General features: G+C 54.0%; 19 protein-coding genes and 7 tRNA genes. 6 read left to right on the top strand and 20 right to left on the bottom strand.

Features of this window, described 5'->3' with window-relative positions; translation table 11 throughout:
* Window positions 1-6: 6 nt before the first annotated feature.
* Window positions 7-972, bottom strand: a complete 966-nt coding sequence (locus KF947_RS18565; protein ID WP_227404753.1) for a TAXI family TRAP transporter solute-binding subunit — start codon at window positions 970-972, stop codon at window positions 7-9.
* Between the two features lie 157 nt (window positions 973-1129).
* Here KF947_RS18565 and KF947_RS18560 point away from each other — a divergent pair, with 157 nt between their 5' ends.
* The 3 genes from KF947_RS18560 (at window position 1130) to KF947_RS18550 (ending at window position 4024) form a co-directional block, all read left to right on the top strand.
* Window positions 1130-2014 carry a LysR family transcriptional regulator gene (locus tag KF947_RS18560; RefSeq protein ID WP_141441433.1) on the top strand — a complete coding sequence of 295 codons (885 nt, stop codon included), beginning with the start codon at window positions 1130-1132 and terminating at the stop codon, window positions 2012-2014.
* 81 nt (window positions 2015-2095) lie between these two features.
* Window positions 2096-3430 (top strand): M20/M25/M40 family metallo-hydrolase, encoded by a 1335-nt coding sequence (locus KF947_RS18555; RefSeq protein WP_133733399.1) that lies wholly within the window; start codon window positions 2096-2098, stop codon window positions 3428-3430.
* Between the two features lie 378 nt (window positions 3431-3808).
* On the top strand, window positions 3809-4024 hold the full coding sequence (locus tag KF947_RS18550; RefSeq protein ID WP_133733398.1) for a hypothetical protein: 216 nt from the start codon (window positions 3809-3811) through the stop codon (window positions 4022-4024).
* Window positions 4025-4428: 404 nt separating this feature from the next.
* On the opposite strand, the gene KF947_RS18545 is transcribed toward KF947_RS18550, so the two are convergent.
* Together KF947_RS18545 and KF947_RS18540 are read right to left on the bottom strand one after the other, a co-directional pair.
* A complete protein-coding gene (locus KF947_RS18545) occupies window positions 4429-5166 on the bottom strand; it encodes a glutaredoxin (RefSeq protein WP_223289221.1) in 738 nt (245 codons plus the stop codon).
* A 162-nt stretch (window positions 5167-5328) separates the two neighbouring features.
* Window positions 5329-6015 carry a type 1 glutamine amidotransferase domain-containing protein gene (locus KF947_RS18540; RefSeq protein WP_227404752.1) on the bottom strand — a complete coding sequence of 229 codons (687 nt, stop codon included), beginning with the start codon at window positions 6013-6015 and terminating at the stop codon, window positions 5329-5331.
* Window positions 6016-6108: 93 nt separating this feature from the next.
* On the opposite strand from KF947_RS18540, the gene KF947_RS18535 reads away from it, so the two are divergent.
* Complete coding sequence (locus KF947_RS18535) at window positions 6109-6888, top strand: CLCA_X family protein (protein ID WP_227404751.1); 780 nt, start codon at window positions 6109-6111, stop codon at window positions 6886-6888.
* 300 nt (window positions 6889-7188) lie between these two features.
* Here KF947_RS18535 and KF947_RS18530 read toward each other — a convergent pair whose 3' ends face one another.
* The 5 genes from KF947_RS18530 to KF947_RS18510 are packed head-to-tail and all read right to left on the bottom strand — an operon-like array spanning window position 7189 to window position 15666.
* Window positions 7189-9714 (bottom strand): SEL1-like repeat protein, encoded by a 2526-nt coding sequence (locus KF947_RS18530; RefSeq protein ID WP_227404750.1) that lies wholly within the window; start codon window positions 9712-9714, stop codon window positions 7189-7191.
* 42 nt (window positions 9715-9756) lie between these two features.
* The gene (locus tag KF947_RS18525; protein WP_227404749.1) at window positions 9757-11028 is read right to left on the bottom strand and encodes an alginate lyase family protein; all 1272 of its coding nucleotides are present in this window, start codon (window positions 11026-11028) and stop codon (window positions 9757-9759) included.
* Window positions 11029-11065: 37 nt separating this feature from the next.
* Window positions 11066-11896: a polysaccharide lyase gene (locus tag KF947_RS18520; RefSeq protein WP_227404748.1), complete on the bottom strand. Its 831-nt coding sequence runs from the start codon at window positions 11894-11896 to the stop codon at window positions 11066-11068.
* Window positions 11897-11936: 40 nt separating this feature from the next.
* Window positions 11937-13850 carry an HlyD family efflux transporter periplasmic adaptor subunit gene (locus KF947_RS18515; RefSeq protein WP_227404747.1) on the bottom strand — a complete coding sequence of 638 codons (1914 nt, stop codon included), beginning with the start codon at window positions 13848-13850 and terminating at the stop codon, window positions 11937-11939.
* A 19-nt stretch (window positions 13851-13869) separates the two neighbouring features.
* The gene (locus KF947_RS18510; RefSeq protein WP_227404746.1) at window positions 13870-15666 is read right to left on the bottom strand and encodes a glycosyltransferase; all 1797 of its coding nucleotides are present in this window, start codon (window positions 15664-15666) and stop codon (window positions 13870-13872) included.
* 932 nt (window positions 15667-16598) lie between these two features.
* Here KF947_RS18510 and KF947_RS18505 point away from each other — a divergent pair.
* Window positions 16599-16862 carry a hypothetical protein gene (locus KF947_RS18505; protein WP_227404745.1) on the top strand — a complete coding sequence of 88 codons (264 nt, stop codon included), beginning with the start codon at window positions 16599-16601 and terminating at the stop codon, window positions 16860-16862.
* A gap of 89 nt (window positions 16863-16951) precedes the next feature.
* Here KF947_RS18505 and KF947_RS18500 read toward each other — a convergent pair.
* The 12 genes from KF947_RS18500 to KF947_RS18445 all read right to left on the bottom strand — a co-directional run bounded on the left by KF947_RS18500 (window position 16952) and on the right by KF947_RS18445 (window position 21897).
* Window positions 16952-17039 (bottom strand) — tRNA-Ser (locus tag KF947_RS18500).
* Window positions 17040-17196: 157 nt separating this feature from the next.
* Entirely contained in the window at window positions 17197-17706 is a 510-nt protein-coding gene (locus KF947_RS18495) for a YiiD C-terminal domain-containing protein (protein ID WP_223289224.1), read from the bottom strand.
* 2 nt (window positions 17707-17708) lie between these two features.
* The gene (locus tag KF947_RS18490) at window positions 17709-18269 is read right to left on the bottom strand and encodes a nitroreductase family protein (RefSeq protein WP_223289225.1); all 561 of its coding nucleotides are present in this window, start codon (window positions 18267-18269) and stop codon (window positions 17709-17711) included.
* A 76-nt stretch (window positions 18270-18345) separates the two neighbouring features.
* Complete coding sequence (gene queF, locus KF947_RS18485; RefSeq protein ID WP_223289226.1) at window positions 18346-19179, bottom strand: NADPH-dependent 7-cyano-7-deazaguanine reductase QueF; 834 nt, start codon at window positions 19177-19179, stop codon at window positions 18346-18348.
* Window positions 19180-19227: 48 nt separating this feature from the next.
* Window positions 19228-20001, bottom strand: a complete 774-nt coding sequence (locus KF947_RS18480) for an ABC transporter permease (protein ID WP_133733386.1) — start codon at window positions 19999-20001, stop codon at window positions 19228-19230.
* Complete coding sequence (locus KF947_RS18475; RefSeq protein WP_223289227.1) at window positions 19998-20966, bottom strand: ABC transporter ATP-binding protein; 969 nt, start codon at window positions 20964-20966, stop codon at window positions 19998-20000. Before KF947_RS18475 ends, KF947_RS18480 begins: the two co-directional genes overlap by 4 nt.
* A gap of 285 nt (window positions 20967-21251) precedes the next feature.
* Window positions 21252-21326: transfer RNA gene (locus KF947_RS18470), tRNA-Gly, on the bottom strand.
* Between the two features lie 25 nt (window positions 21327-21351).
* Window positions 21352-21427: transfer RNA gene (locus tag KF947_RS18465), tRNA-Glu, on the bottom strand.
* Window positions 21428-21467: 40 nt separating this feature from the next.
* A tRNA-Gly gene (locus KF947_RS18460) sits at window positions 21468-21542 on the bottom strand.
* Window positions 21543-21596: 54 nt separating this feature from the next.
* Window positions 21597-21672 (bottom strand) — tRNA-Glu (locus tag KF947_RS18455).
* A gap of 20 nt (window positions 21673-21692) precedes the next feature.
* A tRNA-Gly gene (locus tag KF947_RS18450) sits at window positions 21693-21767 on the bottom strand.
* A 54-nt stretch (window positions 21768-21821) separates the two neighbouring features.
* Window positions 21822-21897 (bottom strand) — tRNA-Glu (locus KF947_RS18445).
* Between the two features lie 333 nt (window positions 21898-22230).
* On the opposite strand from KF947_RS18445, the gene KF947_RS18440 reads away from it, so the two are divergent.
* Window positions 22231-23334, top strand: coding sequence for a TRAP transporter substrate-binding protein (locus tag KF947_RS18440; protein WP_133733384.1), 1104 nt, complete (start codon window positions 22231-22233; stop codon window positions 23332-23334).
* The last annotated feature ends 1 nt before the right edge of the window (window position 23335 follow it).

Genomic DNA, 23335 nt, shown 5'->3' with positions numbered 1-23335 from the left:
TGGGCCTTACTGGGCTGGCTGCAAGGCATCGGGAATGTCATACCCCTGCTCTTCGAAATAACGCGCAGCGCCGGCATGCAGCGGCACGGTGCCAACCTCCAGGGTCATCTTCGCCATATCCGCGTCCTGCATGGCCGCAAAGGCGTTAACCTGCGGCTCCGGGTTTTCCATCACGGCTTTGACGATTTGATAGGCGGTTTCTTCATCCATATCCGGATGGGCGTGCACGGCCACACCAAAGGCCCAAGTGGTGTAGGCAGGAATCCCCTCCGCAGCCCCTTCGGGCACATCGACAATCGCCACATCAGGCATTTCGCTGCGCAGTGTGTCGGCCTGCTCTTGGTCGAGCGACAGCACGCTTATCGGCGTAAAAGTGGCGATGTCCATGGAGGAGCCATCCAGGCGTTCTCCGACACCTGACTTAACGGATCCCATCACGCGACCATCTTTCATGGCGTCAACCATGTCGGTGGTGGATCCACGTACATAGTCAGGCTCGATGCCGAGTGCACGCATTACCGCTTCGGTGGTTTTCTCGGTGGCTGACCCCGTAATGCCTGGATTGAAGCGCACACCGTTTAAGTCAGCGAAGGTTTCCACCTCCGCATCCTGGCGCATTACGGCATTCTGCGGTGCCACGGTGTAGACCCAGAGCAGGCGGTTATCGACGGGACGGCCTTCAAAATCCTTCTCGCCCGCGTAAGCGTGATAGCCGGTGTTGGTGGTCACCAGGCCCATATCGATTTGGTTGCGGCCTAAACGGCGCAGGTTATCCACCGTGGCACCGGTTTCTGCAACGGAGGAGCTCACCCCTTCGACTTGGTTATTAATAATCTGATTGACTGCCACAAAGTAGCTGTAGTGGCTTGAGGAACTTGAGGTAGAGCCTATCAACAGGCGTTCATCGGCATGAGAGGTCGCAGCGGCTAGCACAGCGGCGCTTGCCACCATGGCGGTCAGTAGCGTTTTCATCGTGTCTCCGAAGCTCGCTAGGCGAGCTATTGTTATTGTAGAGCGGTTTTTTATCTAAAACGGTGATCGCGAAGAATCGAATCGCGATAAGCCAAGCATGGTGCTCCGGTTTAATTTTGTATATTGAATAGTTTTTAACTTATGTTTTACTTTCTAAATGAATCCAAGTATCCAGCAGCTTCGTGTTTTTGTTGCCGTCGCCCACTCGCGCAGCCTTGCAGAGGCCAGCGAGCGCGTGCACCTTTCCCAACCGGCGATCTCGATCGCCCTACGTAAACTTGAGGAGAACGTCGGTGGTGCACTGTTTGCCCGTACCACCCGCCAGCTCGCGTTAACACCGGAAGGCGAAGCCTTTCTGCCCGTTGCCGTACGGCTCCTGAATGATTGGAACGAAGCCTTTGAAGATCTCAACGACCAATTTTCCAAACAGCGCGGAAAGGTAACCGTGGCCGCCCTCCCCACTCTGGCGGCAGGATTATTCCCCCGCGTCATTAAGCTTTTTCACGAAGCCTACCCACGAATTAACCTCAGCCTGCACGATGTGCTGGCCGATCAGATCAATCAAATGGTGCGCGAAGGCCGCGCCGACCTGGGTCTTTCCGTGCCGCCAAGCGACGCAGACGATCTAACGTTTGAGCCCGTCCTCGAAGACAGCTATGTGGTCGTTTGCCCCTGCGGGCATCCGTTGCTGGCGCAATCAGCCGTCGCCTGGAGCCAGCTCGCGGCTTATCCGTTTATTGGTATCAATCGTCTTTCCAGCTCGCGCCAGGATATTGACCGCATTATGCAGAGCGTAGGAGAACGGCTGGATATCTTGTGCGATGCGCGTCAGATCGCCACGGTAGGCCGCATGGTAGCTGCGGGGTTAGGCATTAGCGTGCTGCCCTCGCTGAGTTTTCGTCAAATTGCCGCCGATGGGATTGAGTACCGCCCGTTGGTCGAGCCAACCATTCGCCGTGAGCTGGGCATTATATTGAGCCGCCGCCATCCTCCGTCCGCCGCCACCAGCGCCCTGCGCGAGCTAATTCATCACCACGAATAAGCGGCTTTCTCTACACACAGTGCGGGAATCTGGCAGACTAGAGGTGATTAACATCCACCTAAAAATGAGTGAGCGACAACGATGAGCGATAGTGCAAAACCCTGGACACAACCGATGCCCGACGCGCAGTTCAAACTGATGCGCGATATTCTTGCTGCCCCCAGCCCCGTCGGTCTGGAAGCTGCCATGACTTACGGCGTGCTCAAACCGCATTTTGAGAGCTTCGCGCCTAAAAGCTGGCACCTTCACCAGTTTAAGGGCAACGCGGGCGTTGTGCTGGACACTCACCCCGGCCGCGACGACATGTTCAAGGTCATGCTGATCGGCCATGCGGATAAAATCCGCATGCAGGTGCGCTCGATTGGCGAAGACGGCAAGATCTGGATCAACACTGACTCCTTCCTGCCCACCGTGCTGATCGGCCATGAAGTGAAGCTGTTTAGCGAAGACCCCGACGCTCCCGGTAGCTACCGCTGCATTGAAGGCGGCACGGTCGAGGCCCTGGGTGCGATTCACTTCTCCGATCCTGCCCAGCGCGATGGTAGCAAAGGCCTGAAAAAAGAGCAGATCTACCTGGATCTACAGATCCACGGTGAGAATAAAAAGCAACAGGTGCTGAACTTGGGTGTTCGCCCTGGTGATTCGATTATTTTCGACCGCCCTATCCGCCCAGGCTTCAGTCCCAATACCTTCTACGGCGCTTACCTGGATAACGGCCTAGGCTGTTTTGTGGCCGCCGAAGTGGCGCGCCTGATCGCCGAAGCAGGCGGCACCCAAAACGTGCGCGTGCTGTTTGCGATTGCCAGCTACGAAGAGATTGGCCGTTTCGGCAGCCGTGTGATGGCGGGCGAAATGAAGCCAGATGCTTTGATTGGCGTCGATGTAAACCACGACTATGTGGCTGCGCCCGGTATTGGCGACAAGCGCATGCAGCCACTGGAGATGGGCAAAGGCTTCACCATGGCGGTGGGCTCTATTGCCAGTGAACAGCTCAACCGGATTATCGCCACCGCCGCTAAAGAGCAGGATATTCCGCTGCAGCGCGATATTGTCGGTGTGGATACGGGTACCGATGGCATGGCAGGCGTACTGGCGTCTATCGACAGTGCCGCTACCTCGATTGGCTTCCCTATCCGCAATATGCACACCATCTCAGAAACAGGCCATACCCAGGACGTGCTGGCGGCTATTCACGCCCTCACCCATACCCTGCAAGCCTTGGATGCCATACCTGACCTACAGCGTGAATTCCTGGATAACCACCCGCGCTTAGACCAAGCGAGCCCGCTCACCCATCAAGGCAGCGACAAGCCTGACAGTGAGGAGGAGGACAGCAAAGACGAGAGTAGCAGCGAAGGCAAAACAGTTAGCCACAGCAACAACAGCAGGAAAAACAAGAAAAAAGCGAAGAAATAAAACAAGCGTATAAAAAAGAAGCCCCGGCCATTCCTTGGCTGGGGCTTTATCAAACCATCCTTGATTCGTCTTCACAAACATCCTGTTTGTGCATCCATGAGTGTCAGCTTCCCTAGCTTTACCTTCCCTGTTGCCACTTCCTTATGCTGTGTACTCACAGTGAACCTTAAAACACTCTATTTATCTAACCTATGTTATTAAACCGGAAAAAATTTATCTTTTTTTTATTCAGAGTAACTGCACCTATTTAAAGCACGCTTTTTTATATGGCACATATGCCCTGCAGCGCTATACTATTAAAAGTATCGGCAACGGTACTGCTCTACACGGACGTTACCACGCCTGAACCATCATCTAACCTAATGGTAGGAGGTCAGCGTGCGAGACATTATTATTAGCAATAAAGTCAACGGGCTGGATGTCATCTGTCGTCATTGCGGTAACTCAGAGTCACCCAAAAACCCGTTTTTGAACCGCTTCCGTTTGGAAGGCACCGGTAAAAACAGCACCACCGTACGCTGCCTGAACTGTCAAACAGCGGTTGGAATACCCTTGAGTGAATTAAGCTCGCTTTATTATCACTATGCTTGTTAAAACAATCGCTTACCAAATTAAGCGCTTATTATAAAAAGGCTTAGCTTTGTCACCATTGCCTTTTTATTATCACAAGCAATATATTATTAATAAAATCATCACAAGAGCTTAATCAACTTGTCATTAAACCCAGGGCAAAAAAAACCCGGCCACTCCTTGGCCGGGTTTTTTATCAGGTCTTCCCTGATCTCGCACCACAAACATCCTGTTTGTGCATCCTTGTGCTACACAAGCAATCCTTGCTTGTTCTTCCCTGTCGCGAGTTCCCTTCGCTGTGTGCACACAGTGCGCTTTATAACAGCGAGTTTATCTAACCTGTGATATGTAGCGGCAAATAAATTGTTTTTTAACGGTTTTTGGATTTTAAACAGCATTTTAGCCAAGCAGGTTTTTGACGACGATTGTTATAGCAACATTTTCAGCGGCATCCATAGTCCCATTAGCACCATGGCGATATTTTCTGTCAGCGATACAAACCCTAGTGGCACATTGCTGCTTCCGCCAACGCAGGCGCATTTCAACTCACGCTTATCCACATACACGGCTTTAAAAACCGACACCGCGCCTACCGTGCCGATAAACAGCGCCAGCGGTGCTGCCAGCCAAAGCAAGGCACCTGCTAGCATTAGTACCCCTGCCAAGGTCTCTGCGTAGGGGTACACATAGCTGTAAGGGACATAGCGCTGTGCCAGTAGGTCGTAGTTGAGGAACATTGTGCTAAAGCTTTCTACATCCTGCAGCTTCTGCAAACCCAGCAGTACCATGGCCGTAGCCACCGCATATTCGGGCATTCGTGCCGCTACTAAGGTGCCATTGGCAACCCAGCTAACCGCCAGTCCAATGAGCAAAGCGGTCACAAAAATGGCGATCACCGGCCGATAGGAAGTCTCTTTTGCACTCGGCACGCTCATACCTAAATGCTCGCGCACCTCTTCATAACCGCCAATACGTTGATCGCCGATATAGGTTTGCGGGGTGGTATCGACATTCTCCTGGGCCTTGAATGCCTCAATTTCATCTCGGGATGTGAGCGGATGGTCATCGACCTGGTAGCCTTTCCGCTTTAACAAATCGACCGTTTTCATACCGAATGGGCAGAGATGCTCTGCCGTCTTCATCCGATAGACGCGTGCTGTCTCCATGTTAGTCGTCTCCTTGTTGCCCTGATGAGAGCATAGCTACTATGTATAAATAACCTATTGCCCTATAAGGGTAGTCAGGATCTAGGCAGGATCTAGCCAGTACCCAAAATAGAAACGGCGAGGAGAGCCTCGCCGTTTCATCCAACATATGATCTATACCGCTTATTTATTAAACCACGCCATCAGTGTCTCAGCCGTGAGCGCTGAGGAAGGCGGGTTTTGCCCGGTGATCAGTTGGCCATCTTCGCGTACGTAAGGGGTGAAATCATCCGCTTTGCTATAAATCCCGCCGCACTTTTGCAAGGCATCTTCAACGAGATGCGGCACGATATTGGTCAAGCCAACGGCCTCTTCTTCGCCGTTGGTAAAGCCCGTTACTTGGCGACCTTTTACTAGCGGCTCTCCATCGCTGTCTTTGGCATTAACCAGGACAATCGGCGCGTGACAAACCGAGGCAACCGGTTTGCCTTGGGCAATAAAGCTTTCGATCAAGCGAATGGAATCTGCATCGTCAACGAGATCCCATAGCGGGCCATGGCCACCGGGGTAGAATACCGCATCGAAGTCATCGGCCTTCATGTCGCTCAAACGATGGGTCGCGGCAAGCTCTGCGTTAGCTTTTTCATCTTGCTTAAAGCGGCGCGTTTCATCGGTTTGGCTATCGTCTGCGTCACTTTTGGGATCCAGCGGCGGCTGCCCACCCTTGGGCGATGCCAACGTTACTTCAGCGCCCGCGTCTTTAAAGACATAATAAGGGGCGGCCAGCTCTTCGAGCCAAAAACCGGTTTTATTACCGGTATCGCCCAACTGATCGTGAGACGTCAGTACCACTAAAATACGCTTGCTCATATCTCTCTCCTGGCGGTGGAAAATGAAGCAATTAAAATGCGTTACGGTTAGTTAGTGGGGGCCTGGATGGCAGAATACAAGGAGACACGATAAGTGAGCATTGAAGCGCGGGATTTTTATCGCAGCGGGCCTGACCATCGCCAGGGGCAAGCCAGCAGTTTCGCGTTAATTCGACGCCAGTTTGATTTTCGCTCCATAGAGATTGGCCGCTGGGTAACCAACGCTGAGCGTGACCGGGCCGCGGAGCTGTTTCATGATGCCCTGTGTGATCTTATGTTGATTTTACAGGGAACCGAGGCGTTGATTTCCCTGCGCGGCTCAATAGCGCTGCAGTACGGCAGCGGTGGTCGACCGGGTGTTTCTGCCCACTACGACCCCAGCCAACGCAGTTTTGCTCTGGCTAAAAACGCTGGCCCCGGCAGCATCGCCCATGAGTGGTTTCATGCTTTTGATCACTACATCGCCAGTAAGTGTTTTCGCGGCACGCCAGTCGGCATGTTTGCCTCTACCGCCTGGCTCGCCGATGCAACGCCCATCCCCCACCCGCTTAATCAATTATTGATGGAGTGCTTCAAGGCGATTCTGCTGCGGCCAGCAGGCGATCAGCCCAGCGCGCTGTTTCAGCACTCGGTGCAGGTGGATAAAAAGCTCGGCCAGCTTTACTACAGTAAACCCGAAGAGCTCTGTGCCCGCGCTTTCGAGGCCTTTGTGCAGGATGCGGCCATCACCAACCACTTCCTGGTCAAAGGCACCAAGGCCTCCCCTGAAGCGGAGAGAGGCCTTTACCCACGAGGCTCACAGCGGGAGCAGATCAATGCAGCGTTCAGCGACTATTTTAGTGGGCTTGGGAAGGCATTGGGGGCTAAAGCTTAATCAAAAAGCTGTTTTCGGAACTGATTATCAACAGCCGTGTGCGAAAAAGCACAATCGTGACTACGCTATATCAACGCTCACTACTCAAAGGAAGAGAATATGTCTACTACCACTATCGTCGTTATCGTGGTTGTTATCGTTGCCGTGCTTGGCATTGGGTTCGGCGGGGTTCTGCCGTTTTAAAAGGCAATAGCCTAGCGCTTTCAACGGCATAAACTTGCCAAGCATCGCAGGATTTTAAACATTCTAATACGCCGCTGGTAACTCGGCATGCGAGTGTTTTCACTCTCTGGGGTTTGATCACATCTGCCTGCCGCTGGCGGCCACGTTTACTTCCTCAAGGATCAATTGTCGCAGTGTCTCTAGGGCGATCTGCTCCTCGCTATCGAGAAGCTCATTGAGCCATAGCATGGCCTGTTCTTGGTTGACGTTTGCGTATCCGCGGGCTGAGAGGTAGGCCTCAGCGAGTGATAAGCGAGCACTACGGTATCCTTGACTAGCCGCCTCATACAGATAATTCACCCCACGCTCGGGGTCTTTTTCAATGTTCTCACCGCGTAGATATTCACGGCCCAGAAAGGCCTGAGCACCGAGGTGGCCTTGTTCAGCGACATTAAGAAGCAGCTCGTGGCCCCGCTGGACGTCCTGAGCAATGGCGCCTTCACCGCTGATGAAGGCAATACCTAACGCAGCACGTGCATGGATGGCTCCGGCATCACCCGCTTGCTGGTACCACCGTTCGGCCAACACGGCATCTTTTCCGACACCCTTGCCGTGTTGATAGGCATCGCCCAGCGTAAAAGCGGCATTCGGGCTGCCTGATTCGGCTGCTGAGATCAGTAGTTCTAGACCGCGTTCCACGTCTTGTTCGGCATGATTGCCGGTCATATAGGCTTCTCCAAGGTCAGCGCGTGCAGCGTCATGCCCCCTGGACGCGGCGGTATTGAGGTAGTCGATGCCACGCGCACTGTCGCCCCGATCAAGGTACATGCGGCCAAGGCTTGCGCTTGCGCCTGCATGCCCTGCCTGATGTGCCTGCTCCAGCCATTTTTCAGCCTGAATATGATTGCGCTCAACGCCCTTTCCGTCGAGATAAGCTCGACCAAGATCCGCCATGGCACCGGGATGGCCGCCTTTCGCTGCCGCGATTAGCGCATTGATATTGCCTCCAGCACCCAGATCGCGTTGCACATATGTGAGTGCAGCAGCAGCGGACTCATGACCGGCATCGCGAGCGCGGGTCAACCAGTGGATGGCCTCGTTGAGATCCCGACTGACACCGCTACCTTTTTGGTAGGCACGGCCGAGCAAAATCATCGCATAGCTATCACCTTGCTCGGCGGCTTGGGTCAGCAATCGAATGCCCTGTGACGGATTACCGTTTAACAAGCCTTCCAAATAGGCCTCACCAAGAATGCGCGTTGCCCCCGCTTGCCCCTGCTCGGCGGCACTGTGCAGCAGTTCTTCAGCCCGTTCCAGATCCCGCAGCACACCACGGCTTTCCAGGTAGGCGACTCCGAGCTGTTGGGTGGCCCAGGGGTGGCCGAGTTCATGAGCGCGATTCAGGTAGCTAACTGCGATGTAAGGTTGACTGGTGACCCTCTCGTCATTCATTAGCAACGCCCCCAGCTGTGCCAATGCGAGCGGGTGGTTGCTTTCTGCAGCTTGCTCAAGCAGGCCCATGCCACGGGGCAGGTCGTCCAGGTCTGCTTGGCCATTGACTAAGGCACTTCCGAGTACCACTAGGGCATCGACCGAGCCTGCCTGAATTGCCTCGTTCAACCAGCGTTCAGCGCGATTCTGCTCCAATCGACCGGTATGCTCAGGCTCCAATAGAGCTTGGCCGAGGTACGTCATGGCCCCAACGTGCCCCTGCCGGGCGGCATCTTCAAGCAGCGCAATACCCTGTCGATATTCGCCCGCTTTGGTCATCTCGTGTCCAGCACGGGCCAGAGCATCAAGATCGCCAGCTTGGGCAGCTTGCTGCAACCATTGAATGCGCCGGTCAGGCTGATCACCGAGCAGTCCGTCTTGGGAATAGGCTGATGCCAACTGAAGCATCGCGCCGACGTCACCCTGTCCGGCATTAGCTTCAAGTCGATTGGCATAACGTTGAGCATAGGCTATCGATTGTGCCGCATCTTCCCATAGCCAACCGCCAGGTGCATGAGCTTCAGCCAGAGCCTTCAGGGCTGGCGCCTTTCCCTGGGAGGCTGCTTGCTCGTAGAGCTGGATGGCAAGCGCTGGATCAGCCTCTACGCCTTCGCCACCTTCGGACAACAGTTCTGCAAGCTCGATTTCTGCTGTGCGATTGAGATCAGCTTCCACTGCCTGCCAAAGCAGGTAATAAGCGAGCACATCGTTGCGCTCGACGCCTCCATCATCTAGATAAAGCTGGGCAAGGTTAAGCGAAGCATGGCCGCGAACCGAGGAAGATTTCTCGATGGCTAGCCCATACAATCTTGCCGCTTCGCTAGGATCTTTTTCTACCCCGAGTCCCTGTTCATAAAGCTTGGCCATCTCATAAAAGGCAGTTGGCACATAGCGATCCATCAAAGGTTGCAGATAAGCAATGGCTTCTTCATAACGGCCCTCCTCGATACGATCCTGAGCGCGATTGATGGTACCCCAGTCCGACCCGTTGATATTGGCCTGGGGGCCGCTGGTAAACCAACCTGCATATTGGACGGGCAGGGTGCCTGCATGCCCGCCGCCAGGCGGCTCCTTAGCGGTAATCGCGCAGCCACCGAGCCAAACCGACAAGGTTAATGACGCTGCCAGCGGCAGGAAGGGAGTGCGTTGAGTCCCGGCGATTATACTTTTCATGCGTTCCCCACTGTCGTGTTTGGTGCTGTTCTATCGTACTTTTCAATTACCCAAACCTTGAAAGGCCTCTGTATCCTGACGCTGTTCATCTATATAGAAGTGCTGCTGGGCCTCGGGGTCCATGAAGTAAAGCGTAATGGGCCCCCCTGCGCTGCGGCTATAGGTGGGTCGTGCTCGGCTCACAAGAGTGGCCATACTTGGATAGTCGAAGTGCGAAAGGTAGATCTCCATCCAGGTGAAATACTGTGAATCCCGCAGGAAACCAGTGTATTGCTCCCTTGGAGCATAATCGCCCAACGCTGCCGGATCCTCCAAGATCTGAAACAGGAAGTCCACGCCCTTATGGATGCTGCTGTTCTCATATTCCAGGTTAAAGATGTCATAACCTTGGCGCTGGATGACCTGCATATTGGTAATGAGGTAGCCGAGCGCATAGTTCTGGTAGTGGGTGGCGCGTCGGCCGCGAGCTACCTCGTGTGGCAGAGCGCCCTCCTCGGTCATGTCATGCAGGGCCGAGTAGATGGCTGCAACGCCAAAGCGAAACAGGTCGTCGTCCTCGACCAGCACACCGATCATGCTGGCATAAAGCGCGCGACGATATAAATGGTTATTACAGCAGCTACCCAGTCCACCAGGAACAGCCGAGTGCCGCAGAGCCAGGCCGTGTAGCCACTGTTCGACGTCGGCACGTTCCTTACCAAGGCCGTCGATGAAGGGTCGCACAATGGAGTAGCCCATGGCCGCCGCGAACAGCATCGACTCAGATGCGTACCAAGCCTGTGGCCGCACCGAGTCATAAACAAAGCTGGTCAAGGCCTCGGCCTCGGCCCAGTTACTCAGATAGTGAACCAAGCATTCGGCATAATAGAGGTCACCGCTTGCGACGAAGGCACCAGCCAGGTTCGATACACTATCTTCAAAATCGAATATCGGTTCAGTGACCAACAACCAATCATCCGGGTTGGGGTAGAAGCCAGGGATAGCCCCCCGCGTGGTGATGGGTTTCGTATTAAGCATCTGATTACAGCTGGGACCTAGTGAGATATCGTCTTTCAACTGCAGCAGAATACTGCTATCGGTTTGCTCAAGCTGGGCCATGCGCGCTTTAACGTCGAAATAGCTGGCGTCTGTATCGGTAACGCGATATTGCGAAAGATCAAGCGACATGCGCTCCTCTCTTGAGAGCGTTCCGTTCAAGAGGGTATCGCTCATTAGAGTATCGGCCTGCATGTCGACATTGCCCATTGTCATCAGCGCAATAGGGAGCATCCAAAGAAGGCGTCCGGCTAGTCTTTGTACTACGGCAATAGGCATGGTCGCTGTCACTCAGGCGGCGCTCTATTAGTGGCGCTCACGGTTTTGGGGTATAAAATTGAAAGGCGGCAAAATCCACGTACTGATCGCGAGGTGTGCGCCAACCTTCCCCCGTCCCGCCAAAAAAGGTGGAAAACATTAAGCCATCGATAGTGATGGCCGGAGTGGTACGAAAGACGATATTCTGCTGCTCTAGTACAGGCTGCCCATCGACCCAGATCCGAGCAATACCGTTCTCCCGATTTGGGTCGTTAAGCACCAGTTCCTGCTCAAGAGTGACCCACCGCCCGACCGGGTAGCGCCAGAAGCCACGCCCTATCGACGCGCCTTCAAAGCCGACAACATACGGGTAGAGTTCACCTTCGCCATCTTTTCGCCACATTAGGCGCATTGAGAAACCGTTCTCACCGTCGACGTGCTCACCGCCAGAGGGAGCCTCGCCTCCATACAATCCTGGTAACTTGCCGCCCTTGACAAAATCGAAGTCCGACGGAAAGCGAACCTTATAGCTCAGACAGGCACTTTCAACTCCTTCGAACGAAGAAGGGGCGTTATAAAAGCCAGCTCCGCCGCGAGGATCCTCACCCGGTGAGGAGCTGCCAGCAGGATAATGGACGCGCAGTCCGGCTTCACCTATGCCAGTATGTTCCGCGCCCAAGCGCTCCACGTTCTCCTCAGTACCCCAGTGCCGCGTGGTGTTAAAGCCCTGACGAATAGCGGTATGGCCGTTTGCATCGGGGAGCCGTGTAACCTCACTCAGGGCATAGCGCTGGGAACAGGGTTGCTCCTGAGGGATGCTAATAACAGCATCTTCCTCCGCGTTAACGTAGCTGGCAGAAAACGGTACAAGCGCCAGCGTGCCCAACATAAGACTCCAAGCTCTGCATCCGGCCCGCGATTGGCGATATCTATCCCTCGTTAGTCGTTTCATTAGATCTTCCCGTTAAATGTTCAATGGCTGAGTGATAGATGGCGTTGCCGGATTGAATGAGCCAGCTAACGCCTTGCCAGGTTTTCTCAGAGACGGAGCTCAGCAGCAGTGTTTCAGAAAACCGAACGTCTACTGGCTGGCCCACGCTCTCTGGTGGCAGGGGCTCCTCCGGAATCAACAGTACGCTGGCTACGTTCTGCTGTTGCCGCACCCAGCCAGGGAAGCCTGCACGAGGCTGAAACTCGATATCCAGGGAGACGTTACGCACCCGGGCACGAATCGGCTGGCTGGAATTGGCTAGCGTCACGTAGGCTTGCTGATTGGGTTCAATGCGGCTGATGTCATCCATATGAACCAGTGCCTCGACCATAACATCACCTTCGTTGACTCGGATCAGGGTCATGATCCGCTCCCCCTCATCGATATAAACCCCAGCGGCACTACTTAATGCCCAACCCACGAGACAGTCGCATGGGCTGTAGATCTCATTGCTGGACCGACGTGCATTGAGGGCGGCAATACGCGAACTCTCGAAATCGCGCACTATTTCGAACTGCTCAATACGAGCCAGTGCAACTTCCGGTGAAACCGACTCGAAGGTCATGGTGTCACCGCTGGCCGGCTGTGCGGAGTTGGCCAAGCTGACCTCTTGGTTGTTGCCATTGAGGCTTTCGCGTAAGTTATCGATAAGCCTCTTGTTATAGTTGAAAGCTGCTTCGGTGAGGATCAGATCCGACTCTAGTTCGCTATTGATCACGTGGGTCAATAACTGGTCACGTTTGACCTTATCACCTGCAGTAACATTGTGCTCACCGAGTAAACCGTGGCTATGGGCACGGATATCGATACGCGGTGCCGTCACGGCAGCGAAGCTGGGTTCGAGCAGAAAAAAGTTACGATAAGCCGTCGCTGCACTTACCAAAACCAGTAAGCTGATTGCGATAAACAGGAGAATATAGCGCCCAATGGGTTTTGGTGGTCGCGATGGTGACGATGGATTGGCTGCCTGACGCTTGCGGGGCGTCTGGGGATCCTCGCTTGCAATTAGGCCCTCGATATTCGGCAAACGCCCACTTAACCCACTACGAATGATCTGTCGCAGCGACTCTCGGTGATGCGGCTCGATCTCGGTGATTTGGAAGCTGACATTATATCCGTTGCCGCTTGCAGTAGGATTCACGTAAAGGCATTTGGCTTTGAGCGCTACGATAAATTCGAAGGTTCCCACAGCCATCAGCAGTGAGGCGGAAATGAGTTCGCCAGGTTCGAAGCTATTTTCGCTGTGGGCAGAGAAGCCGCCGAGAGAGACGTCTTTGCCGCTCATCTCTTTGTCGCTGCCTGCAAGAACGATGCGAAACGGTAGCGCAACCCGGACATACCCTCTCTCATCGCGTCGCTCGTGCTGTAGCTGCTGCCCCAGGATCAGGCGCGCGTTGTCATGATCGACACTTTCCGAGGCTGGGGAAGCCTCAGTTTTCATATCTTGCCGCTGTTCTTCAAGAGCAGGGGGTTGCTGCTCATAAGTATATTTTGAAAAATCCGCCTCTAGATCGCTACTTTCGTCACTATGCACATGCTGTGATTGGTTGCCTTCAGTAAGCCGCACGTTGTCGTAATCGTTACTTTGCGATTTTGAGGAAACGCCAGTTTGAATTCGTTTACTGTCTTCATCGGGAGTAGGTTTATGCTGTTTGGGGGCGTATTTTAAAAGTTCAGCCTGGAGAGAGCTCTTATCGTCACGATATTCGCGCTGTAGCTGCTTGCCTTGAGTCAAATGCACTTTATCGTGATTGATGCTTTTTGAGTGCAAGGAGACGCCAATTTTTACTCGCTCTCTGTCTTCTTCGGGAGTGATTTTTTGCCGTTGTTGAGTATATTTTGAAAAATCCATCCGAATGCCGCTCCTTTCGTCAGGGTTGAGTCACAGACACTTCGATCGGAGCCGAAGGCTCGACCCTGGGTCTTGTTTTGCACATGGTCATTGAAACTGCCATTCGGTTGGCTTGTGCGATGGCGTTTAGCTGCAGGCTATCGATCAGATCACCTTCGGTCATGAAATCGTCTGGAGGCAGCTTGACCAGTTCACAGCCCTTATCGGTAAGGGTTGTGTCGAGCGAGCGATCAAGACGCTGGGGGTGCTGCTCGTGCTTCCCGATCTGATCAATGGTGATGTGCAGCGTAGTTAGATCCGGGGGTGTCATGACTCCGGTCAAGATAATCAAAATGTAGAGAAGAACGCCATAAGCGAAACCATGCATCACATGGCCTATGCGTCGCTGATTACGAACCACTCCCTGATCGACAGGCTCACCCGCGGAGATTCCCTGGCGAGACCATTGCTGGCGGTTGAAGCGAAAGCTAACGTAGGTCTTTAGTATTGCGCCCCACACCTGGTTGTAATAAATCAGCGGAATCCACAGGAGGCTGAAACGCCCGCGTTGCCAGGCCAGCACTGAAGTGGCAATGCAGCGGCTAAATAGTATCCACAGCATGTAGGCGAAGAAGAAGGAGGGTCTTATGAAAAGTATCACCAGAATCACCGCCGTGGGCCCCACCAGCGTTGTCCACATTGAGATACGCTGATCGATCAAGCTCCACCAGGGAAACATCCCCATTGGGCTTGGCCCCAGAGCAATTGCCCGGTTGCTAGTGCGCAGCATATTGCCGAACCAGCGCTGCATTAGATCGGTGGTCGAGGCAAAGAAGCGACGCCGATCGGGTAGCTCCTCAAACCCGGTCACGAAGACGTCAGGGATGTAGAGCATGGACCAGCCGTTTTTCAACAGCCAGTACCATGATGACTTATCGTCACCCGACAGGAACTTGAATCTACCAAAGCGCCAGTGATCAACGTGATCGCTTTCGATCATCTCGATGAAGTCCGGCTGAATGGCGAGATCGGTGCGAAAGACACTATAGCGACCCGTAAGCACGAGCAGGCGGCGCGACAGCGACATCGAGCTCATCATCAGATGGCGCTGTGCATAACGTAAGTCATACCACTCGCGGGTGACATCGTCCCCCGTCACCTCGGCACGGTTGTTGGTGGTCAGCGCCCCCAGATCGTCCTGGGCAATAAAGAAGGAGAGCGAGCGAGATAGCGTTTCTGGCTCAAGGCGCATATCACCGTCCATCGAGATCAGCAGCGACCCCGGCGCGGGTAGGCACCTGGAGATTGCCCGCAACACCTCGGCCATAGCAGAACGCTTGCCGTCTCCCTTCTGAAACATGTAGCGCACTTCGACGTTCTGTGGCCAGCCATGATCGTCCATGACATGAGTAATGATGTCCACATCGGTACGATCCGAGACGGAGGCGAAAATCGTCGTCGACACACCGTAATTGCGAGCTTCTCGTATCAACGCATCGTAGACTTGAAAGTTGACATGCATATCGATTCGGAAGGAGGTGCACAGCACGAACAGCTCGGGCGGCTTCTGGAGTTCTCCAGCCGCATCGGCCTCGGCACGCAATCTGGGAAAGACAACGCGGTTGTACCACATTGAACGAATAGCCTGTACTGCCCACCAGGAATAGCGCCAGATCGCGACCCAGCCGATAAGGAAAAAAAAGCTTTGAGACTCGGGGGTGAATACGTCTGATGGCAATTCACTGAAGATGATAATCAGCAGCACAAGACCGAATATAAACGTGATCACCTCTGTCATCCGGCTGGCAGAGGAGTGATTGCGGGGAGAATCGGACATCAGCATTCCTTAAGCCAGTACGGTTCTCATGGACTCACCTGGGACAATGATGCAGTCAGCAAGCCCGCCAATCTTCACGCTGTTGGTATCGATAAAATTGCAGCCATCGAACGCCACTGGCTCATGTAGGGTCTTTAGTACTTCCTTGCTATCGGCTAGGCCAGCTCTCGTTACAAGAGTTACATGCCCACAAACAAAGATGGTAATAGTCATCATCGCTACAATTTTCCTTGCTGATGTTCCGCTCTACCGTCTTTGCGGCAGATCCGCATGCTGATGTGAAACGCCGACAAACTTCAAAAAGGAAAACCCAGAAGCTGAATATCAAGGGCTTACAGGTCGGTTGAACCTACTAATCATCGGGATAATGCGAAAAGACTTACCTCATAATACTTTATGACCAACTTTACGTGGGAGGCAACTTGCTGTAAAGCCTGAGCTTATAGGATAAATGCAGCGAACTATGAGCCTAGGATAGAGGAAACAGGGTAAGTAGCGTTTCACTTGTCCAGAGACACCGTTACCCTTAGCGGTTACATAAGCAACTCACTATAAAGATAAAAACCGCTAAGTAGAGGGCAAAACAGACGACTGAAACGCTATCGCTGCAGCTCGAAGGAGGGTCGTCAATAAGCTGAACGATAGATCCAGGAAGCGGCTGGGATACCGAACCCACGACAAGGTGTTCTTGGGAGAATACTCCGCAGCACTAGAAACCACTGGTGCTGCACTTAATAGCTTAATTCAGGGTGAGACGGTAGCCCAGATAACAGCGTTTCCATGGCCGATCCAATGCACTTTGGGTGCGATTGCCGGAGTGAGCGCATCTCTGAACCCCAAGCGTTGGCCTGGAAAGACACACTGGATGTGGATTATTCGCTATCGGCACGGCGTGGTACGGGTGCGTTTTAAGGTGACGAAAACCAAGCGCAATGAGCCCTTCTACGAGAACGCTATCCGCAAGCGCTTCTGGAAAAACCTACCTGAAACGCGCAGGCGTCCGCTACCGCGGCCCCAACCAGTGCCAGCACACGTTTATAAGCCAGCTGCTCTCATTGGGAGTGGTGCCGCTGCACTGGATATCCAACCACGTTGGCCACGCCACTATCACAATGATCCAGCGCCGCTATGGCAAGTGGATTCGCAGCGACGGCCCTGACATTCCAGCGCTCATCGAGAAGCAGTTAGACCTGTAGTATTCCCAGGATTGTTCCCAAAACCGCTCCCAAAGCCCAAAAACGAAAAAGGCCGTCAAGCTAAGTGCTTGACGGCCTTTAAAATTCTGTGGCGGAGGGGGAGGGATTCGAACCCTCGAAGCCTTGCGGCTTACACACTTTCCAGGCGTGCTCCTTCGACCACTCGGACACCCCTCCGCGTTTTGGCGCTGTTGAAAGGCTGAACCTTTCGCGACAGAACGGCGCATATACTATTGGCTAAGCCTCGAAATAGCAAGCCTTTTCCGGCTGACGAACCTTTAGTTTAGTGGCACACCGCGGTTAACGTTGTGACGCAACCCGTGTTGTCGCACCGTTATCGTTCAGACAATACTGCGTAGCTGCCGCTGGCTTCCAGGCAGAGCGTCTCACCACAATAGAGCTGCTGGGTTAGCGCTATGCGGCCTTTTCCTCGCTCAGCGAGCTTGTTGGCAAGCTGAGCAGGGCCTTCTGGCACGGCTGGCGTGCATACCAGGCGGTAATCACTGGTTACCGGTGCCAGAAAACGCTGGCTAGCCTCGGCAACCACGACATCCCGTGCGATGCCCCGCTCACGCAGCCATAGCGTTACCCAGCACCAGCCTTGCAGCGTCGTCTGCGCCGTCAGTGCGCCACCAAAGCCCGTGCCTTTATCGTTAAGGTTGGGCTCCAGTGCTAACTGCCAGGCTAGTGAATCTCCCTGGCGCGTCATTTCGCTAATACCTAACGCGCTCACCATGGGTATGGCGTCACTTAGCCACTGTTGAAAAGCGGCCAGATTTTCCGGCTGGCCTTTTGGCAGCGGCAATCGAGGGTGAGGGATGCCTGGCTGGCGGGGGAGACTCATCGCTAGTCCCAACGCTCCACAAAGTCAGCAACGTTATGCTGTGGCACCGGTTTATGGCGACCACCCAAGGTGCCCAGGTAGATAAATGCGACGACTTCGTCATCCTCATCCAGGCTCAGCCCTTTGCGAACCACGGGGTCGAAAGCATACTTCCCGCTGCGCCACATCGCGCCTAGCCCCAGCGCGTGGGCGGCCAGTAGAATACCGTGGGCGGCGCACCCGGCAGAAATCACCTGCTCCATTTTAGGTACTTTTTCGAGCTCAGGCGTGACCTTGGCGATCACGGCAATAATCATTGGCGCCCGCAGCGGCTTTTTACGCGCCGAGTTGAGCGTTTCGTCATCGGCGCTAGGATCCTCCTGAAACTCCGCCTCGGCGAATAACTCGCCCAAACGTTCTCGCCCTTCCCCGCTAAACTCGATAAAGCGCCAGGGGCGCAGCTCTTTATGATCTGGGGCCCGCAGTGCGGCCTGATAAATGGCGCTGAGCTGTTCGCCGCTGGGCGCTGGCTCCATCAGCTTGCCCATTGAGCTACGCTCGTGAAGCAGCGTGAGTGCGTCCATTGATGACTCCAAGTCCAATTGTGTGAGGCTACTTTAGCACCGTCATTTATAGCACAGTCATTTATAACATCGTCACTTACTGCCTTGCTAGGCGCAGCGGCGTGGGGGGCGTTAGTCCAGGAGTTGCGCGCCAAGGGCTGATATCCAACCCGCCGCGACGCACATAGCGCGCCAGTACCAGTAGTTGCGTGGGCTTTGCCTGGGCCATTAGGTCGGTGAAGATATGTTCAACGCAGTGCTCGTGAAAATCCTGATGTTGACGAAACCCAATCAGGTAGCGCAGTAGCCCTTCACGGTCGATTTTCGGGCCTTTATAACGAATTAGCACGCTTCCCCAGTCTGGCTGGCCGGTAACCGGGCAGTTAGATTTAAGCAGATGGGAGTAAAGCGTCTCCTCGACAATCTCTTCCCCTACCGAGAGGTGGTTACTGCTAGGCGTATAGTCGCTTACTGCAATATCTAAATCGTCAAGGCATTCGCCCGGCAATTGCTGTGGCGAAAGCTCTGACGCATCCACGTCAAACAGCTCGACACTTACTTCAGCCCCCGCCGCTACGGAGAGATCATTGGCAAGCGTTTCCATCACTTCCTGACGACTATAGAAACGGGTTTGGTTGAAGCTATTGAGGTAGAGCTTCCAGGATTTGGACTCAATCAGATTGGGCGAGGCTGCTGGCAAGCGGAAACGCGCCACGGCCACAATCGGTTTACCGCGGCTGTTCAGCCAGGAGACTTCAAAAGCGTGCCACTCATCTTCACCCGCAAACGGCAGAGCCCCCTCTTCAATCCCCAGCGGCACTCGATTAGCCGCACGGGGAATAGGGTATAACAGCCCCGCATCATACAGTTCAGGGTAAGCGGAATCGCGCCCTAACGGCGCGTGCGCTAAAGTGTCTGGGCGATGTGCCATTATATAAAGCTCTCTTTTCTCAATCGGATTGATGCGTCTAGCAGACGACTAGCTGCGAATACCTTTGCCACGTTCCAGCATCGCCAGCGCAATGCCAAACAGCACTATGATAAAGGCAAAAATGGCAGCGAGCGCCCAGCCAACGGGAATATCCGAAACACCTAAGAAGCCATAACGGAAAACGTTGACCATGTACAAAATTGGATTGAGCATGGAAACGCCCTGCCAGAAGTCGGGCAACATTGAGATCGAGTAGAACACCCCACCCAAATAGGTCAGCGGCGTAAGGATAAAGGTCGGCACGATAGAAATATCGTCAAACTTGTTGGCCAACAGAGCGTTAATAAAGCCGCCAATGGAGAACAGTGCAGACGTCAGCACTACGACCAATACCGTAAGTAGCGGATGCTCCATGGTTAAACGGGTAAAGAACAGCGAAACGATTGTAACGATTAACCCCACGCCCAAGCCTCGCGCCATTCCGCCTAAAATAAAGCCGGCCAGGATCACCCAATTGGGCATGGGCGAAACCATCATCTCTTCGATCGAGCGCTGAAACTTATTGGAGAAGAAACTCGACGCCACGTTGGAGTAGCTGTTGGTAATCACCGACATCATGATCAGCCCTGGGACAATAAAGTCCATATAGCTGAAGCCGTCCATGTCACCAATCCGCGAACCGATTAGGTTGCCGAAGATAATGAAGTACATCGCCATGGTGATTGAGGGAGGCAGCAGCGTTTGCGGCCAAATGCGGGTGAAACGTTTGATCTCTTTTAGCACTAGCGTCCAAAGAGCAATCAATGTTTGCGTAGCATTCATGCGCGCTCCTCCGTCTTCTCAACGCGCTGGTCTATCGCCCCTAGCCCACTACCTTCCACCATCGACACAAACATCTCCTCTAAGCGGTTGGCTCGATTACGCATGGAAACCACCTGAATGCCCTGCTCACTCAACGCCTTGAAGACATCGTTTAGACGTTGCCCGCGATGCACCACGAGTGATAGCTGAGTAGACTCCAACTGCTTTATCTCAAACCCGTCTATCTTGGGGATGTCTGCAATGGCTTCGGAGGTATCAATTAGGAAGGTCTCGGTATTCAGCTCCGCCAGCAGGCCTCGCACGCTAGTGTTCCGCACAATGTCGCCATTATTGATAATCGCCACATTACGGCACAGGCTCTCAGCCTCTTCCAGGTAGTGAGTCGTCAGGATGATGGTGGTGCCTTCGTCTTGGTTAATCCGCCGCATGTACTCCCACATGCTGCGCCGCAGCTCAATATCCACCCCGGCGGTTGGCTCATCCAGAATCAGCAGCTTGGGGCGATGCATCAGCGCTCGAGCGATCATCAGGCGGCGCTTCATGCCACCTGACAGCATGCGAGCGCTGCCGTTGCGCTTTTCCCATAGGCCCAGATCGGTCAACAGTTGCTTAGCGCGGGGCAAAGCTTCGCGACTGGTCATGCCGTAGTAGCCTGCCTGAGCCAACACGATATCGAGCACTTTCTCAAATTGATTGAAGTTGAACTCTTGGGGTACCACACCCAGTTGATACTTGGCTTTAGCGAAGTCTTTATCCACATCGATACCGAATATGGAGACCTTGCCCGCCGTCTTTTGCACCAGCGAGCAGACCACCCCCAAGGTGGTGGATTTACCGGCGCCATTGGGGCCCAACAAAGCAAAAAAATCGCCCTGCTGGACGTCTAAATCAATACCCTTGAGCGCCTGGAAGCCATTACCATACACTTTGGTAAGGCCACGGATCGACAATGCCGGTTCGGCCATGAACATGTCCTGTCAGCAAAAAAAGAAGAGAAGGTAAAACATTAGGGCGCAAACGACTTTTTTCAAGGTGAACACGACCACCAAACGTCAGACACGCAAACAGTGATGCCCAGCAATTAGCCGATACACCATGGAAACAAAGGGAAGACTAAACTTTTGAAGCTGGGAAATTGCAGAACTATCTGGTCTTGTTTACATGGAGCGGGAAAGGAGATCGGCCGGGCTGGCGCACCAGATCACGACCCTCGCCTTGGTAAGGCGATGCTCTTAACCACACATCCAAAATGGAGCGGGAAAGGAGATTCGAACTCCCGACCCTCGCCTTGGCAAGGCGATGCTCTACCACTGAGCTATTCCCGCAACGTAAACAACATATAAAGCTAGATGGCGTCCCATAGGGGGTTCGAACCCCTGTTACCGCCGTGAAAGGGCGGTGTCCTAGGCCACTAGACGAATGGGACTGATTGGAGCAGGACAATAACTTAATCCGACACCTAAAACTGGAGCGGGAAAGGAGATTCGAACTCCCGACCCTCGCCTTGGCAAGGCGATGCTCTACCACTGAGCTATTCCCGCTTATAGAACACTTGCTTAGCTTTTACCTAAGCTTTTTACCTAACCTACCGGAAGTGGCGTCCCATAGGGGGTTCGAACCCCTGTTACCGCCGTGAAAGGGCGGTGTCCTAGACCACTAGACGAATGGGACACTGTAAGCACTTTAATGCTTGGAGCGGGAAAGGAGATTCGAACTCCCGACCCTCGCCTTGGCAAGGCGATGCTCTACCACTGAGCTATTCCCGCATTCCGATAACCCTGACGACCGCTTACTCTAGCTCTAGAAAGAAAAAGAATAAGTGGCGTCCCATAGGGGGTTCGAACCCCTGTTACCGCCGTGAAAGGGCGGTGTCCTAGACCACTAGACGAATGGGACGTTGCATTGCCTCGTCGAGGTGGCGCGTATGTTACTCAGACCTTATTGAGCTGTCAAGCACCCTGCCCTCACCAAACTAACTGACCCGCTTTCAATCACCTACCTCTGCGTCCAACTTTTGCGAAGTCAGTATGCACACCGAGGGTGCCCTGGGCACTCATTCAGCGCCATAACGGTGCAAACAGTTATTTTTCTTATATTTAGTCTTTTCAGCAGAGACCGACAAAACCCTTAAAAATCTTTTATTTAAAATAAAATCGATTTTTATGGCACACCCCTTGCTACTTCATTGTGTTCCCTGGCTGACCAACTCCCCCATTAATGAGGTGTGCTATGTCCTTATCCCGTCGCAAGTTTCTCACCACAGCTGCCGTCTCTTCCACGGCAGGCCTAGTCTTGGGCGCCCCGTCTATCGCCCGCGCGCAGTCCGCCGAGAGTTTCAACTGGCGTATGACCAATGCCTACCCGCCCGGCTCGCCGTTTTACGTGGAAGGCCCTGGCAGCCCCACTGATGTGATCGCCAAAATCAACGCCATGTCCGGCGGGCGACTCAATATTCAGCATTTTTCATCCGGCGAACTGATTCCGGCCTTTGAAGGCTTTGAAGCCGTTCAAAGCGGCACCATCGAAATGAACGCCGCTAACAGCTACTTCTGGTCCGGCACTACCTTTGCCGCTCAGTACTTTACTACCGTTCCATTTGGCATGAGCTTTATGGGCCATATGGCGTGGCTTTACCACGGCGGCGGTTTGGAGCTTTGGCACGAGGTGTACGAGCCCTACGGCATGGTCGCCTTCCCGCTGAACAATACCGGCGTGCAAATGACTGGCTGGTTCCGCGAGCCGATTGAGGATATTAGCCAGCTCAACGGTCTGCGCATGCGCGTTCCTGGCTTGGCGGGCCAGGTTTACTCTTCACTTGGCGTGGATGCCCGGGTACTGCCCGGTGGTGAAATCTTCCCCGCGCTGGAACGTGGCGTGATTGATGCAGCCGAGTTTGTGGGGCCTTTCCAAGACCGCCGTATGGGGCTCCACAACGCGGCCAAGTTCTACCACACCACCGGCTGGCACGAACCATCAACCACGGGTGAACTGCTCATCTCGAAAACCCACTGGGACAGCCTGCCAGAAGACCTGAAGATGATTGTCAAAACTGCCTGTATGGCCGCCTGCTTGGAGAGCGTGACCTGGTCTGAAGCGGTCAATGGCGAGGCCATGACAGATCTAGTGGAGAACGAAGGCGTCACTGCCAGCATGCTACCTACCCCCGTTGTCGATGCGCTGCGCGAAGCCACTCAAGATACCCTGGCGACAGAGGCCAACGCCGACCCGCTGGTGCGCAAAGTGCACGATAGCTACATGGCATTTAAAGCCAACCACGACCGCTGGGCGGGTGCCAGTGAGCGGGCTTGGTTAAACGACATTATCGGAGTCTGAT

Origin of the sequence: Halomonas sp. FeN2, assembly GCF_020595105.1 — a bacterium.
GTDB lineage: Bacteria > Pseudomonadota > Gammaproteobacteria > Pseudomonadales > Halomonadaceae > Vreelandella > Vreelandella neptunia.
This window is presented reverse-complemented; position numbering and strand designations above follow the sequence as displayed.

Coding starts and splice junctions, on each gene's coding strand:
- KF947_RS18490 (WP_223289225.1), bottom strand. CDS start 18,269: ATGGACGCACTCACGCTGCTTCACGAGCGTAGCTCAATGGGCAAGCTG.
- KF947_RS18560 (WP_141441433.1), top strand. CDS start 1,130: ATGAATCCAAGTATCCAGCAGCTTCGTGTTTTTGTTGCCGTCGCCCAC.
- KF947_RS18525 (WP_227404749.1), bottom strand. CDS start 11,028: ATGCCTATTGCCGTAGTACAAAGACTAGCCGGACGCCTTCTTTGGATG.
- KF947_RS18505 (WP_227404745.1), top strand. CDS start 16,599: ATGAGCCCTTCTACGAGAACGCTATCCGCAAGCGCTTCTGGAAAAACC.
- KF947_RS18480 (WP_133733386.1), bottom strand. CDS start 20,001: ATGAATGCTACGCAAACATTGATTGCTCTTTGGACGCTAGTGCTAAAA.
- KF947_RS18475 (WP_223289227.1), bottom strand. CDS start 20,966: ATGGCCGAACCGGCATTGTCGATCCGTGGCCTTACCAAAGTGTATGGT.
- KF947_RS18510 (WP_227404746.1), bottom strand. CDS start 15,666: ATGTCCGATTCTCCCCGCAATCACTCCTCTGCCAGCCGGATGACAGAG.
- KF947_RS18440 (WP_133733384.1), top strand. CDS start 22,231: ATGTCCTTATCCCGTCGCAAGTTTCTCACCACAGCTGCCGTCTCTTCC.
- queF (WP_223289226.1), bottom strand. CDS start 19,179: ATGGCACATCGCCCAGACACTTTAGCGCACGCGCCGTTAGGGCGCGAT.
- KF947_RS18555 (WP_133733399.1), top strand. CDS start 2,096: ATGAGCGATAGTGCAAAACCCTGGACACAACCGATGCCCGACGCGCAG.
- KF947_RS18545 (WP_223289221.1), bottom strand. CDS start 5,166: ATGGAGACAGCACGCGTCTATCGGATGAAGACGGCAGAGCATCTCTGC.
- KF947_RS18565 (WP_227404753.1), bottom strand. CDS start 972: ATGAAAACGCTACTGACCGCCATGGTGGCAAGCGCCGCTGTGCTAGCC.
- KF947_RS18530 (WP_227404750.1), bottom strand. CDS start 9,714: ATGAAAAGTATAATCGCCGGGACTCAACGCACTCCCTTCCTGCCGCTG.
- KF947_RS18540 (WP_227404752.1), bottom strand. CDS start 6,015: ATGAGCAAGCGTATTTTAGTGGTACTGACGTCTCACGATCAGTTGGGC.
- KF947_RS18520 (WP_227404748.1), bottom strand. CDS start 11,896: ATGTTGGGCACGCTGGCGCTTGTACCGTTTTCTGCCAGCTACGTTAAC.
- KF947_RS18495 (WP_223289224.1), bottom strand. CDS start 17,706: ATGAGTCTCCCCCGCCAGCCAGGCATCCCTCACCCTCGATTGCCGCTG.
- KF947_RS18515 (WP_227404747.1), bottom strand. CDS start 13,850: ATGGATTTTTCAAAATATACTCAACAACGGCAAAAAATCACTCCCGAA.